13 protein-coding genes are annotated in these 12,560 nt (G+C 64.8%); 12 read left to right on the top strand and 1 reads right to left on the bottom strand.

Translation table 11 applies throughout. The annotated features are described in order from the left end of the window. The first annotated feature begins 1 nt into the window (after position 1). The 12 genes from V1277_RS08170 to V1277_RS08225 all read left to right on the top strand — a co-directional run bounded on the left by V1277_RS08170 (position 2) and on the right by V1277_RS08225 (position 11,502). Positions 2 to 478: an SRPBCC family protein gene (locus V1277_RS08170; RefSeq protein WP_334415743.1), complete on the top strand. Its 477-nt coding sequence runs from the start codon at positions 2 to 4 to the stop codon at positions 476 to 478. Then, positions 463 to 1,281 (top strand): FAD binding domain-containing protein, encoded by an 819-nt coding sequence (locus V1277_RS08175; RefSeq protein ID WP_334415744.1) that lies wholly within the window; start codon positions 463 to 465, stop codon positions 1,279 to 1,281. The genes V1277_RS08170 and V1277_RS08175 overlap by 16 nt, the downstream gene beginning before the upstream one ends. A gap of 6 nt (positions 1,282 to 1,287) precedes the next feature. Beyond that, positions 1,288 to 1,767 carry a (2Fe-2S)-binding protein gene (locus V1277_RS08180; protein ID WP_213289244.1) on the top strand — a complete coding sequence of 160 codons (480 nt, stop codon included), beginning with the start codon at positions 1,288 to 1,290 and terminating at the stop codon, positions 1,765 to 1,767. An 11-nt stretch (positions 1,768 to 1,778) separates the two neighbouring features. After that, positions 1,779 to 3,368: a xanthine dehydrogenase family protein molybdopterin-binding subunit gene (locus tag V1277_RS08185; protein ID WP_334415745.1), complete on the top strand. Its 1,590-nt coding sequence runs from the start codon at positions 1,779 to 1,781 to the stop codon at positions 3,366 to 3,368. 2 nt (positions 3,369 to 3,370) lie between these two features. Next, positions 3,371 to 4,393: a xanthine dehydrogenase family protein molybdopterin-binding subunit gene (locus V1277_RS08190; RefSeq protein ID WP_213251374.1), complete on the top strand. Its 1,023-nt coding sequence runs from the start codon at positions 3,371 to 3,373 to the stop codon at positions 4,391 to 4,393. A gap of 8 nt (positions 4,394 to 4,401) precedes the next feature. Beyond that, complete coding sequence (locus V1277_RS08195; RefSeq protein WP_334415746.1) at positions 4,402 to 5,283, top strand: AAA family ATPase; 882 nt, start codon at positions 4,402 to 4,404, stop codon at positions 5,281 to 5,283. Then, positions 5,280 to 6,398: a vWA domain-containing protein gene (locus tag V1277_RS08200; protein WP_334415747.1), complete on the top strand. Its 1,119-nt coding sequence runs from the start codon at positions 5,280 to 5,282 to the stop codon at positions 6,396 to 6,398. The genes V1277_RS08195 and V1277_RS08200 overlap by 4 nt, the downstream gene beginning before the upstream one ends. Next, entirely contained in the window at positions 6,395 to 7,285 is an 891-nt protein-coding gene (locus tag V1277_RS08205; RefSeq protein WP_334415748.1) for an amidohydrolase family protein, read from the top strand. Before V1277_RS08200 ends, V1277_RS08205 begins: the two co-directional genes overlap by 4 nt. Positions 7,286 to 7,330: 45 nt before the next feature. Beyond that, complete coding sequence (locus V1277_RS08210; RefSeq protein ID WP_334373300.1) at positions 7,331 to 8,179, top strand: MBL fold metallo-hydrolase; 849 nt, start codon at positions 7,331 to 7,333, stop codon at positions 8,177 to 8,179. A gap of 19 nt (positions 8,180 to 8,198) precedes the next feature. Continuing rightward, the gene (locus V1277_RS08215) at positions 8,199 to 9,776 is read left to right on the top strand and encodes an isochorismatase family protein (protein ID WP_334415749.1); all 1,578 of its coding nucleotides are present in this window, start codon (positions 8,199 to 8,201) and stop codon (positions 9,774 to 9,776) included. 13 nt (positions 9,777 to 9,789) lie between these two features. After that, on the top strand, positions 9,790 to 10,416 hold the full coding sequence (locus V1277_RS08220) for an FMN-dependent NADH-azoreductase (protein ID WP_334373297.1): 627 nt from the start codon (positions 9,790 to 9,792) through the stop codon (positions 10,414 to 10,416). A 72-nt stretch (positions 10,417 to 10,488) separates the two neighbouring features. Beyond that, the gene (locus tag V1277_RS08225; RefSeq protein ID WP_334415750.1) at positions 10,489 to 11,502 is read left to right on the top strand and encodes a zinc-dependent alcohol dehydrogenase family protein; all 1,014 of its coding nucleotides are present in this window, start codon (positions 10,489 to 10,491) and stop codon (positions 11,500 to 11,502) included. 33 nt (positions 11,503 to 11,535) lie between these two features. Here the strand turns inward: V1277_RS08225 and V1277_RS08230 are convergent, their stop codons facing one another. Beyond that, entirely contained in the window at positions 11,536 to 12,417 is an 882-nt protein-coding gene (locus V1277_RS08230) for a DUF2066 domain-containing protein (RefSeq protein ID WP_334415751.1), read from the bottom strand. Positions 12,418 to 12,560 lie beyond the last annotated feature (143 nt).

Below are 12,560 nucleotides of genomic sequence, written 5' to 3' on the forward strand. Positions count from 1 at the left end.
CGTGCCGCATATCGTCAAAAGCACGATCCTCGACGCGCCGACGTCAGCGGTCTGGAATGTGCTGCGCGATTTCAACGGCCACGACCGCTGGCATCCTGAGATCGCCACTAGCACGATCGAGCGCGCACAGGTCGCCGACAAGATCGGCTGCGTGCGCCGCTTCAAGCTGCAGGACGGCTCGGAGCTGCGCGAACAGTTGCTCGCCCTGTCCGACCTCGAACAGACCTTCAGCTATTGCCTGCTCGATACGCCGATCCCGATGTTCAACTATGTCGCCCATGTCCGCCTGCTTCCGGTCACCGACGGCGACCGCACGTTTTGGCATTGGGAATCCAGGTTCACCACGCGGCCTGCCGATGCCGAGCGGCTGACGCAGATGGTCGCGGAACAGATCTATCAAGCCGGCTTCGACGCCATTCGCCGGCACCTGAAGGGAGGCCGCATGAAAGCAGAGGCGAAGCCATGCCCGTCACGGTGAAGACATTCGCGAACTTTGGCGAGGCGGCGTCAGCACTGTCGTCCGACCGCAGCGCGCGCTATCTCGGCGGCGGCACGCTCGTCATGCGCGCCCTCAACGAGGGCGATGTCTCGATCTCCACGGTCGTGCGCGCGACCGACCTGGCGCTGACCCGCATCGATGTCGCAAGCTCGCGCGTGACGATCGGCGCCGGCGTCACCTTTGCGAGAATTCTGGCCGAGCGCGAACTCGCCTTTCTGCATGCGCCGGCGCGCTCGATCGGCGGGCCGGCCGTACGCAACATGGGTACGGTGGGCGGCAATCTGTTCGCGCCCAGCCCGTACGGCGACTTCACCGTCGCGCTGCTGGCACTCGACGCCACCGTTTCCGTCCAGGGCGGCCTTGGCGCCCGCGACATGGGAATCGAGGAGTTCCTGCAATCCCGCGAACGGCAGAGCGGCGCGCTGGTGCTGGCGGTCGCGTGTCAGCGGCCTGCAAGTGCCGACGCCTTCCGCTATCGCAAGATCGCCCGCATCAAGCCGAAAGGCGGCTCGGTGATTACGCTGGCGGCGCATCTGCCTTCGAGCGGCGGCCGCATTTCAGGTGCGCGCATCGCGCTCGGCTCGATGGCCGCAACGCAAATTCGCGCCAGGGCCGCCGAGCGGGCGCTGGAGGGCCGCGCGCTTGACGATACGGCGATCAACGCTGCTGCGGCGGTAGCCGCCGAAGGTGTGTCACCCACAGATAATGCCCTTGGCAGCGCCTGGTATCGCCGCGAGATCGTCGGCGTTCATCTTCGCCGCCTGTTGTCCGGCCTGGAGTAAGCCTTCATGACCAAGACCGCCCTGCAATTTCGTCACAATGGCCGCGACGTCGCACTATTCGTCGACGGCGGCGTCAATCTGCTGGTCGCGCTCCGCGAGCTGATCGGCGACATGACGCCAAAGTTCGGCTGCGGCCAGGGCGGCTGCGGCGCCTGCAGCGTGCTGATCGACGGCGAACTGCATCTCTCCTGCTTGACGCTGGCGGAAACCGTGAACGGCCGTGCCGTCGAAACGCTCGACGGGCTCAAGGACGGTCCCAATCTGCATCCGCTGCAGCGCGCCTTCATGGAGCAATTCGCGGCACAGTGCGGCTACTGCACGCCGGGCATGCTGATGGCCGCCAAGGCGCTGCTCGATCGCAATCCGTCGCCAAGCCGCGCCGAGGTCATCGAGGCGATCTCCGGCAACATCTGCCGCTGCACCGGCTACGAGCCGATCATCAATGCCGTCCTCGCCGCCGCCTCTGGCGGACGGGCCCGCGCCTAAAGGACACCGCCATGCTGGAACTGCGCAAGGACATCTTCGCCGACGAGCGCGACGACAACCTGAAAGAGATCGGAAAGGGCACGCAGCGCCAGGACATGCTCGGCCATGTCACGGGCACCTCGACCTATTTCGACGACCACAAGCTGCAGGGCATGCTGCACCTCAAGGTGTTGCGCAGCCCGCATGCTCACGCCCGTCTGCGCCGCATCGACACGATGGAAGCGGAACGCTCGCCCGGCGTGCGGCGCATCATTCGCGGGGCGGACGTGCCGCGTAATCTCAATACCCTGCTCAGTCTGATCAATTTCGGCAAGGACGACGAGCCGTCGCTCGCGGTCGACAAGGTGCGCTACAAGGGCGAGCCGATCGTCGCCATTGTCGCCGACAGCCCGCGTGAAGCCTGCGAGGCGATGGCGAAAGTGCGCGTCGACTACGAGCCGCTGCCTGCGGTGTTCGACGTCGAGGAAGCCCTGAAACCAGGCGCGCCCGTCGTCAACGAGGTCTATCCAAAAAACACCTTCATCTATCACGACGTCTACGATCACCAGAAGCTGCGCTTCGGCGATGTCGAGCGCGGCTTCGCCGAGGCCGACCATGTACTCGAGCAGCGCTATCAGATGTCGCCGATCGAGCACGCGCCGACCGAGACCAACGGCTCGATCGCAGCCCCCGATACCAACGGCCGCTATGTGGTCTACACCTCGACGCAGGCGCTGTTCTTCTCGCTCGATACCTGCGCCAAAATCCTCGACGTGCCCTCCAACACTTTTCATTTCATCGGCGGCACCGTCGGCGGCGGCTTTGGCGGCAAGGTAGATACGCTCACCGAGCCGCTCGCCATTCTCGGCGCGATGCTGACCGGACGTCCCGTGCGCTATCAGCTCGGCCGCGAGGAAGAGATGCAGTTCGGCTCGCCGCGCGGCGCCGAGCGGATCTACATCAAGGATGGCATCATGCGCGACGGCCACATCGTCGCGCGCAAGATCCGCGCCTATTTCGATAGCGGCGCCTATACAAGGCTTTCAAGCTACGCCGTCGTCAAATGCGTGGCTCACCTGCCCGGCCCCTACACGATCCCGAACGTGCATGGCGACGTGTATTGCGTATTCACCAACCGGACGCCGGCGACGGCGATGCGCGGGTTCGGCGTCACGGCAATGGATTTTGCGCTCGAATGCCAGATGGACAAGCTCGCGCATCTCGTCGGCATCGACCCGATGGAGTTCCGCATCCTCAATGCCTATCGCGACGGCGACATGAAGGCGCACCGGCGCGAGGCCAAGAACACCGCGCTGATCGAATGCGTGCAGGTCGCCGCCGAAAAGGCCAAGTGGCCGCTGCGCGAGGAAGTGAAGCGCATGTCCTCGCGCAAGGACGGCGGCGGCAGCCGGGCGGCGATATCGCCGACGCCGCTTGAACCTGCTCCGCAACGCGCGGCCGTCTCGCAGCAGCGAACCACCTACGATCGCGCGCCCCCTGCATCAATCCAGCCACCGCCGCCCGCGCCGACGCCGCCTGCCCCGCCTCCGAGGCCGCCTGCTCCGTCGCCGTCGCACGGCGCCACCCGCTTCTCTTCCGTCTTCGGCACCAGGAGACGCTGACCATGGCAAAGCATCGCGGACGCGGCATCGCCTCGATCAACTATCCGATCGGCATGAACCTTGGCGGCGACCCCAGCCAGGCGCTGGTGCACTCCAATCCCAGCGGCAAGTTCACGGTATCGCTGTCGTCGATCGACCTCGGCCAGGGCATGAAGTCGGTGACGCGGCAGATCTGCGCGGAGACGCTAGGCGTGCCGGTCGAGGACGTCTATGTCGATACCGCCGATTCCGACACCGGACCGCACTGCATGGGCTCGTTCGCCTCGCGTGGCACGCATCGTGTCGGCAACGCGGTGATGGCGGCGGCGAAAGAGGCACGCGGCGTCATGATGGAAGCCGCTGCGGAGGAACTGGAGGTCAATGCCGCCGATCTCGAGACCGACGGGCGTGGCAACATCCACGTCAAGGGCGCGCCGCACCGCTCGATCTCCACCAAGGACGTCGCGATCGCCGCGCAGTTCAAGCAAGGCAAGACGATATCGGGCCGCGGCATCTTTCTGGTGCCGCTGTCCGAAGTGAATCCCGAGACCGGCGAGATGTCACCTGCGACTTGCTATGCGCACGCCTGCCTGGTCGCCGAGGTAGAGGTCGATGACGAGACCGGCGAGATCGCGATGGTGCGCATGGACAGCGCGTATGAGCTCGGCCGCGCGCTCAATCCGCGGCTGGTGGAGCAGCAGCTCGTTGGCGGCGCATGGATGGGAATCAGCCACGCGCTCTTTGAAACACCCGAGCCCTATTATCCCGACCCGGCGCATGGCCCGCGCGATTTTGTCGAGTATCTGATGCCCGGCCCCGGCGACATCTGCCCGCACGATATCGCGGTGCTGGAACGCCCTGCGGCCGACGGCCCGTTCGGCGCCAAGGGCCCCGGCGAGATGTGCGCAAACCCGGTGCTGCCCGCGGTCGCCAACGCCATCTTCAACGCGGTCGGCGTGCGGATGGATGAATTGCCGATCACGCCCGAAAAAGTCTTGCGGGCCATCAAGGCGCAGGGCGGCGCGCGGCCGCAAGCGAGGCGCTGAGGTCAGGCATGACGGTCCGCGGCAACATCGTCGGCATCGACAGCCCGGAGGCGCTCGAAAGGGCGCTGCGAACGGCGTATTACCTCGCCGACGAGGGCCTGGCGACGGCGGCCTATCTTGCGCTTGCGCTCGGCAAGCCGTTGCTGCTCGAAGGCGCGCCGGGTGTCGGCAAGACCGAAGCTGCAAAAGCCATCGCCGCCGTGCTCGGCCGCCGCCTGATCCGGCTGCAATGCTACGAGGGCATCGACGCATCAGCCGCGCTTTACGAGTGGAACTACCCGCGCCAGATGCTCGCGATCCGCCAGGCCGGCGAGGAAAGCATCGACATCTACGGGGAGACTTTTCTGATCGAACGGCCGATGCTGGCCGCCTTGCGCGCGCCCGACTCCACCGTCCTGCTGATCGATGAAATCGACCGCGCCGATCAGGAGTTCGAGGCGTTTCTGCTGGAATTCCTGTCCGACTTCCAGATTTCCATTCCCGAACGCGGCACCGTCCGCGCCGCCGAGCGCCCTGTCGTCGTGCTGACCTCAAACCGGACCCGCGATCTGCACGAAGCGTTGCGCCGCCGCTGCGTCTATCACTGGATCGATTATCCCACCGCCGAGCGCGAGGCGCGTATCGTCATGATCCGGGCGTCGAGCGTCGCCGAAGCGACCGCGCGTGCCGTGGTTGCCGCCGTCGGCAAACTCCGGCGCGAGCCGCTCAGCAAGGCGCCGGGCATCGCCGAAGCCGTGGACTGGGCGGAAGCAGCAACGCTCTTGCACGCGCGCGGCGCGCGCTGGCCTGATGCTTTCAAGCGCTCGATTGGTGTCGCGCTCAAGGACGAGGAGGATCTCACCTTCATCTCCGGCCGGCTCGACGCCCTCATTGCGGAGGCTGCCGCGTGAGCGACGAACCTCAATTGCCACGCGCTGCCGGCGTCTTCGTGTCCTTTGTCGCTCTATTGCGCGCCAACGGTTTTGCCGTGGCGCCGGAACAGACGACTGCGTTCCTGGCCGCCATCGAGTTGCTGGGTCCGCGCAGCCTCGAAGCCATTCGGCAGGCCGGATTGGCAACGCTAGCCCCGCCGCCGGAGCGGCGCGCGACCTACCACCGGCTGTTCGATATCCATTTCTTCGGCAGCGAAGCGGTCGATCGTGCCGGCGCGGAAGATGAGGAAGTGGTTCGCCTGCAGGAGGAAGGACGCGGCGAGGACGAAACATTGCTCGCTGATGAAGCTAACGAGTCAGGGCTCGCTGCGGCCCGCGCGGAGGCGCTGGTCGAACGCCGCTTCGCGCCGGGCGCGACCGGCGATGTCTTGCGAAAGCTGTCGCGCGAGGCGCCTGCGCGCCTGCCGCGGCGACGCGGCCACCGGCGCAGGCGCGCCCGGCGCGGTCCCTGGGCCGATCTGCGGCGAACCTTGCGCGAGACCGTGCGCAACGATGGCGAAGTGCTGCGGCTCGGCCGTCTCAAGCGGCGCGCCCGGCCGCGCAAGATCCTGCTGCTGATCGACGTCTCCGGCTCTATGAAGGGGCGTACCGACGACAACATGAAGCTTGCGCACGCGCTGTCGCACGCGGCTCCCAATGTCGAGGTATTCACGTTCGGCACGAGGCTCACCCGCGTGACGCGCGCCCTCCGTCTCAAGCGCCGCGAGCAGGCGCTGTTCGCCGCCGCGCACCTGGTCAGCGATTGGGACGGCGGCACCCGCATCGGAGATGCGTTGCAGGCGTTCCTGGCGGTACCGCGGTTCGGCAGCTATGCGCGCGGCGCCGCCGTCGTCATCCTCTCCGACGGCCTCGAACGTGGCGATCCCTCCGCCCTGCGCGATGCCGTCGCAAAACTGTCGCGAAGCGCCTGGCGCCTGAGCTGGCTGACGCCGCTGGCGTCGGGCCCCGGCTTTCAGCCGCAGACCGAAGCGTTGATCGCGATCCGCCGTTTCGTGGATGATCTGGTCGATGGCGGATCCACGGCCGCGATCGTTTCGCATGTACTCTCGCTTGGACAAAGGAAGGCCGCGTGACCGAAATCGTCGATGCCCACCATCATATCTGGCGCCAGGCTGACCTGCCCTGGTTGGTTGGCCCGATGCAGCCGCGCATCTTCGGCCCTTATGAGCCAATCCGTCGCGACTATCCAATCCAGGAGTATCTCGCTGACCTCGCAGGTTCCGGCGTAACGCGTTCGGTCTATGTGCAGACCAATTGGGCCAACGATCGCTTCGAGGACGAAACCGCCTGGGTGCAGCAGACGGCAAAGGACCATGGCTGGCCGCACGCCATCGTCTCCTATGGCGATTTCAACGTCGACGATGTCCGTCCACAGCTCGATCGTCTCGCACGCTATCCCCTTGTGCGCGGCGTGCGCATGCAACTGCACTGGCACAACAACCCGCTCTATCGTTTTGCGGCGCGGCCCGACCTCTGCGTCGATCCAAAGATCCGGCGCAACATCGCGCGGCTCGCCGATTATGGCTTCAGCTTCGATCTGCAGGTGTTCGCGCCGCAGATGGCCGGTGCCGCGGAGCTCGCCGAAGCGTGCCCCGATGTGACCTTCATCCTGCAGCACGCCGGCATGCTGGAAGACCTCTCGCCGCAAGGCCGATCCGCCTGGCGCACTGGGATGACCCGCCTCGCGGCCTGCCCAAACGTCTTTTCAAAACTTTCCGGGCTCGGCACCTTCATCCACCGCAACGACCCGTCGCACATATCCGACGTCCTCACGGAGACGGTCGCGATCTTCGGCGCCGAGCGCTGTCTGTTCGGCTCCAATTTTCCGATCGAGAAGCTTTGGACCAGCTATCGCGTACTGATCGACGCCTATCTCGCCGCAACAGCCGCGCTTGCCGCGGACCAGCGCGATGCAATTCTGCGAACGACTGCCACGCGTGTCTACCGGCTTGCCCGATGACGGCGCACGCGGATCAGGCGATTAAAGGAACGTGGGAGGGAACACATGCCGCTTGAAATCAAAATCCTCGACTATGGGGATATCGAACTGGAATCGAGCTTTCTGGTGCTCGGCCGCGATTGCGGCCGGACCCGCCGTGTCCTGACGCTCGGCTTCCTGATCGTCGGCGGTCCCTATCCGGTGGTGGTCGACACCGGCTACCGCTCCAACCAGATCATGGAAACGCTGGGCATGCGCGGCCTGCAGTTCCACGAGAACATGATCGAGAACCAGCTCGCGCGCCACGGCGTGCGCATGGGCGACGTCCGCTTTGTCTGCCACACCCATCTGCACATCGATCATGCCGGCAAGGACGATCTGTTTCCAATGAACACGACGGTCGTGCTCAACCGCAAGGAGCTGGAGTATTCCGTCTCGGGGCTGATGCATCCGCAATATCCGGCGCCCGATATCAAGCATCTGATCGACCGCCTGCACACCAAGAGCGCGCTGCGCTTCCTCGATCTCGAAGTGACCGGGCCGATCGAACTGATGCCGGGTGTCTATTGCGATGCCGCCAACGCCCATACCGAAGGCTCGATGAACATCCACGTTCACACCGCCGACGGCATCGCCACCATCTGCGGCGACGTGATCTACGACTTCAACGACCAGATCGTGAACCCCTTCAACGAAATTCACGATTGGGAACCGCGCACGACAGGCAATCACGGGACCAGCAAGCGGGCCGAGAAGGCGGCTATCAAAAAGCTCCTGAGCAATTCGCGCTACCTGCTCCCGGTCCACGACCGGCCGGCCAAGATCGAAGGCGGCATGGTGGTCGGCAGGCTGCACGATCAGGTGCCTGGGCCGGTGGTGCAGAGCCTGCCGCAGCGCAATTGGTTCCCGGCCTGAGCGCTGAAAGGACCGACCGATGACGCACGTCACGCTGCGCCCGGAATTCGAGACTCTGATCGACCCCTATGCGCCGGTCGGCCAGGTCGGCACCGGTTTTGAATTCACGGAAGGGCCGATCTGGCATCCGATTCATCACTATCTCTTGTTCTCGGACATGCCGGCCGACGTGCGCCGGCGATGGGATGCGAAGCGCGGCGTCGTCGAGGTCAAGCGCCCCTCGAACAAATGCAACGGCATGACGTATGACGCCGAGCTCAACCTGATTGTTTGCGAGCACGCCACCTCGTCATTGATCCGCGAACGCCCCGACGGAAGGCGCGAGGTGATTGCCTCGCATTTCGAAAATCAGGAGCTCAACAGCCCGAACGACGTCTGCGTGCATTCGAGCGGCGCGATCTATTTCAGCGATCCCTGGTACGGCCGCATGCCGGTCTACGGCGTCGAGCGGCCGCGGCAACTCGGCTTCCAGGGCGTTTTTCGTGTGCCACCTGGTGGGGGTCCGCCGAAACTCGTGGTCGATCGGCACATGTTCGATCAGCCGAACGGCCTTTGCTTCTCGCCCGACGAGCGCCTGCTTTACGTCAACGACACCACGCAGGCGCTGATCCGCGCCTTCGACGTCGAAGCCGATGGCTCGCTTTCCAACGCGCGCGTCTTCGCCAGCGGTATCCGTTCCGAGCTCGAGCCCGGCCTGCCCGACGGCATGAAATGCGATCAGCGCGGCAATGTCTGGGTCACGGCGCCCGGCGGCATCTGGGTCTATTCGCCATCAGGCGAGTTGCTCGGCAAGGTGCGCGTTCCCGAACTCGTCGCCAATCTCACCTGGGGCGGACCCGAGTTTCGCACGCTCTATCTGACCGCCACGCATTCGGTCTATGCGATTCCGGTCAAGGCCGGACCGCGCCACGAGCCCTATATGAGCAGCCGGGCTTCAACTGGTGCCGACACCGCTTCTGCCGCGCCTGCGTCACCACAACTTACCGGCGGCGACATGCAGCTCGATCCGCGCCGCTGCGCGATGATCATTCAGGATCTGCAGAACGACGTAATCATGGAAAGCGGCGCATTCGCCGATTCCGGCTCCCCCGCCCATGCGCGCCAGCAGCGGGTGGTCGACAATGTCCGCCGCCTCGCGGACGCTGCGCGGGCCCGCGGCGTCGTGATCATCCATGTCTGGTTCATCGTCGAACCTGGCGCGCCCGGCGTCACGCTCAACGCTCCCTTGTTCGAAGGGCTGGTCGATAGCGGCGCGATGGTGCGCGGAAGCTGGGGCGCCGCGCCGGTTCCGGGGCTTGAGCCGCGCGCCGGCGATTTTGTGGTCGAGAAGATGCGCATGAGCGCCTGGGAAGGCACGCGGCTGGAAACTATCCTCAAGGCGACAAGCCGCGACATGATCATCAATACCGGCGCCTGGACCAACATGTCGGTCGAACATACCGCCCGCACCGGCGCCGACAAGGGTTACTTCATGATCGTGCCGGAAGACTGCTGCTCGACCATGAACGCCGACTGGCACAACGCCTCCATCAATTTTGCCATGCAGAACGTTGCCGTCGTCACCAACGCGGACGCGGTGATCAGGGGATTGGGATGAGCGGGGCACGGCCATGCCGAAGCTCTTTCACCTGAGCTGCTCACCGCGCGTGGATGCGGAATCCTCAGCCGGCGCGCGCGTCTTCATCGACCGCTTCCGCCAGGCACGCCCCGACTGGGACATCGACGTGATGAACTTGTGGCGGGATCACCTGCCGGAATTCGAAGGCTACGTACTGGAGGCCAAGTATGCCCGCATCAATGGGCGGGCCTTCACCGATTCACAGCGCGACGCCTTTGCGGTCACTGAGCGCATCGCGCTGCGGTTCGCGCTCGCCGATCGCGTGCTGATTTCGACGCCAATGTGGAATTTTGGCATTCCCTATAAGCTGAAACAATGGATCGACGTGATCACGCAGCCCGGGCTTACGTTTCGGTTCGATCCCGCGCAGGGATATCTGCCCTTGGTCGCAGACAGACCGACGGTGGTGATCCTGGCGAGCGGCAGCGATTTCGTCACCGGCATGAACCGCGGCCGCATCGACATGGCGACGCCCTACCTGCGCGAGGCGCTGCGGTTCATCGGCGTCAGCGATGTGCGTTTCGTGCCGATCGGACCGACGACCGGGCCGCTCGAACCGATCCGGGCGGCTCGCGAAGGCGCGCATCGGCGGCTGGCCGAGATGGCTGCGCGATTCTAGCTCGCGAGGTTGGCGGAACCGGAATATTTGCGGCAGTATAGCGCTTACCGGACCGCGTCGAGGAGACTTCCGTTGAAATGTTACGAGCTGCAGGGACCGAGCGGAATCGATGGACTTGCCCTCGTGGACAAGCCTGTGCCGGAGCCCGGCGACGGCCAGGTGCTGGTTCGGCTCAGGGCGGCAACGCTGAATTATCGCGATCTCATCGCCATCAAGGGCGGTTACGGCTCGCGTCAGAAATTTCCACTCGTGCCGGTTTCGGATGGCGCGGGCGTGGTCGAGCGGATCGGTCCGGGCGTGCGGGAATTCGCAGCCGGCGACCGCGTCATCGGCAGCTTCTTCGAAAGCTGGATCGGCGGCGAACCGAGCGAAGCAAAAATGCGCTCAGCCCTCGGCGGCGCGGTGGACGGCGTCCTTAGCGAGTATCGGATCTTTCCGAAGCACGCGCTGGTCCGAACGCCGGAGCACCTCAGCGACATCGAAGCCGCCGCACTTCCCTGCGCCGGGCTCACGGCCTGGAGCGCGATCGTCAAGCTCGGCCGCGTGAAGCCCGGTCAAACCGTTCTGACTCAGGGGACCGGCGGCGTATCCCTGTTCGCAGTTCAGTTCGCCAAAATGTGCGGCGCGCGCGTCATCGCGACCTCATCCAGCGACGCGAAGATCGAACGCCTCAAGCAGCTCGGCGCCGACTATACCTTGAACTACAAGGCGACGCCCGACTGGGGAAAGAAGGCCCGCGAATGGAGCGGTCACGGCGTCGACCTGGTCGTGGAGGTCGGCGGGGTCGGCACGCTGAACGAATCGATCCGGGCGACCAGGATCGGCGGCACGATCGCGTTTATCGGCGTGCTCGCCGGCCCGCCGCCGTCCGAACTGCGGCTCCCCTTGATGGTCATGCAGCAGCAGCGGCTGCAGGGCGTCACCGTCGGATCGGTCGAGGATCTCCAGGCGATGGTGGATGCGATCACCACCAATGGCATGAAGCCGGTGATCGACAGGACGTTCCGTTTCGATCAGGCCAAGGACGCGTTAGCGCACATGGAGAGCGGCGCGCATTTCGGAAAGGTGGCGATCGAGATCGGGTGAAGCGCCTTCCCGCTAACCCGCGGGCCCATTCCGTCAGCGGCGCGCATGGCCGGCCGGATCGCCGTTGTCGGATAAAATCTGAGCCGCGCCGCCGATGCCGCGCCGGAAGGCTTCGTCGAACGTAACGCCGCGGATTTGCCAGCGGTGCGTCCGGCCTTGCCAGTCCATCCGCCAACGCGTGACCCACCCAAGCTCGCGATCATTCCAGACCAGATGTCCGACCAACGCTAGTTCCCCACCCTGCTCGGTCGCGAGCGGCGCCAGGCTCGACGATGGCACAGTCTCGAGCTTCGCGCCTTCGAGGCCCGATTTCGCCAACGCAGCCATGCTGGGCAGCACGATGTTCATCCCGCGCCGGTCGGCGGCTGCGAGCAACGCGTCGCGCTGCAAATCGGACTGAGCTCCATCCGCCGTGACGATAAAGTCCCTCGGGCCGTTCTCCATCTCGACAAAGACGGCCAGGCGCGGACGATGTGAAAGCCACGGCTTGAGACCAAGCGCCTTGAGAAGGTCGTCGATTTTCTTTTCGTCAAAATCGACCGTCAGATCGTAGGGCCGATCACGGGTGCCCTGCTCGTCACGAATAGGCTTACCCAAAAACTGGTCGCGATAACTGAATGCCCTGACGAAACTTTTCGCGTTCGATTTGTACGCCGCCAATCGACGGTCGGCCGCGAGTTTCTGTGCGCCGGATACCTTGATCAGGACGTCCTCCAGACCGGCGGCAAAGCCGGTGATGCGATTGACCTCGCCCTGCCCCGTGACGACGGTCTGCGCCCGGTACAGATCAGCTCCCGCCACCGCCATCGCTCCGCTGCACCAAACCATGGCTACAGCAAGGAGTATCCTGACGATGCTGGCTGCGCCAAGCCATATCAAAACAGGCTGGCGTCTCGTCATAGGCAGATCAACCACGATGAGGCTTCCGCGATTCCTCAAGCTATTGTCTTGGAACATTGGCAAATGCGAGCGCCGTTTTAAGAAAGCCCTCCCCGCTGGTGGGCCTTCAACCCTAGCATTATGTATCTTTGCGCCGAAAAAACATACGCGCGGGTCCA

This window comes from Bradyrhizobium sp. AZCC 1588, assembly GCF_036924735.1.
Classification (GTDB): Bacteria; Pseudomonadota; Alphaproteobacteria; order Rhizobiales; family Xanthobacteraceae; genus Bradyrhizobium.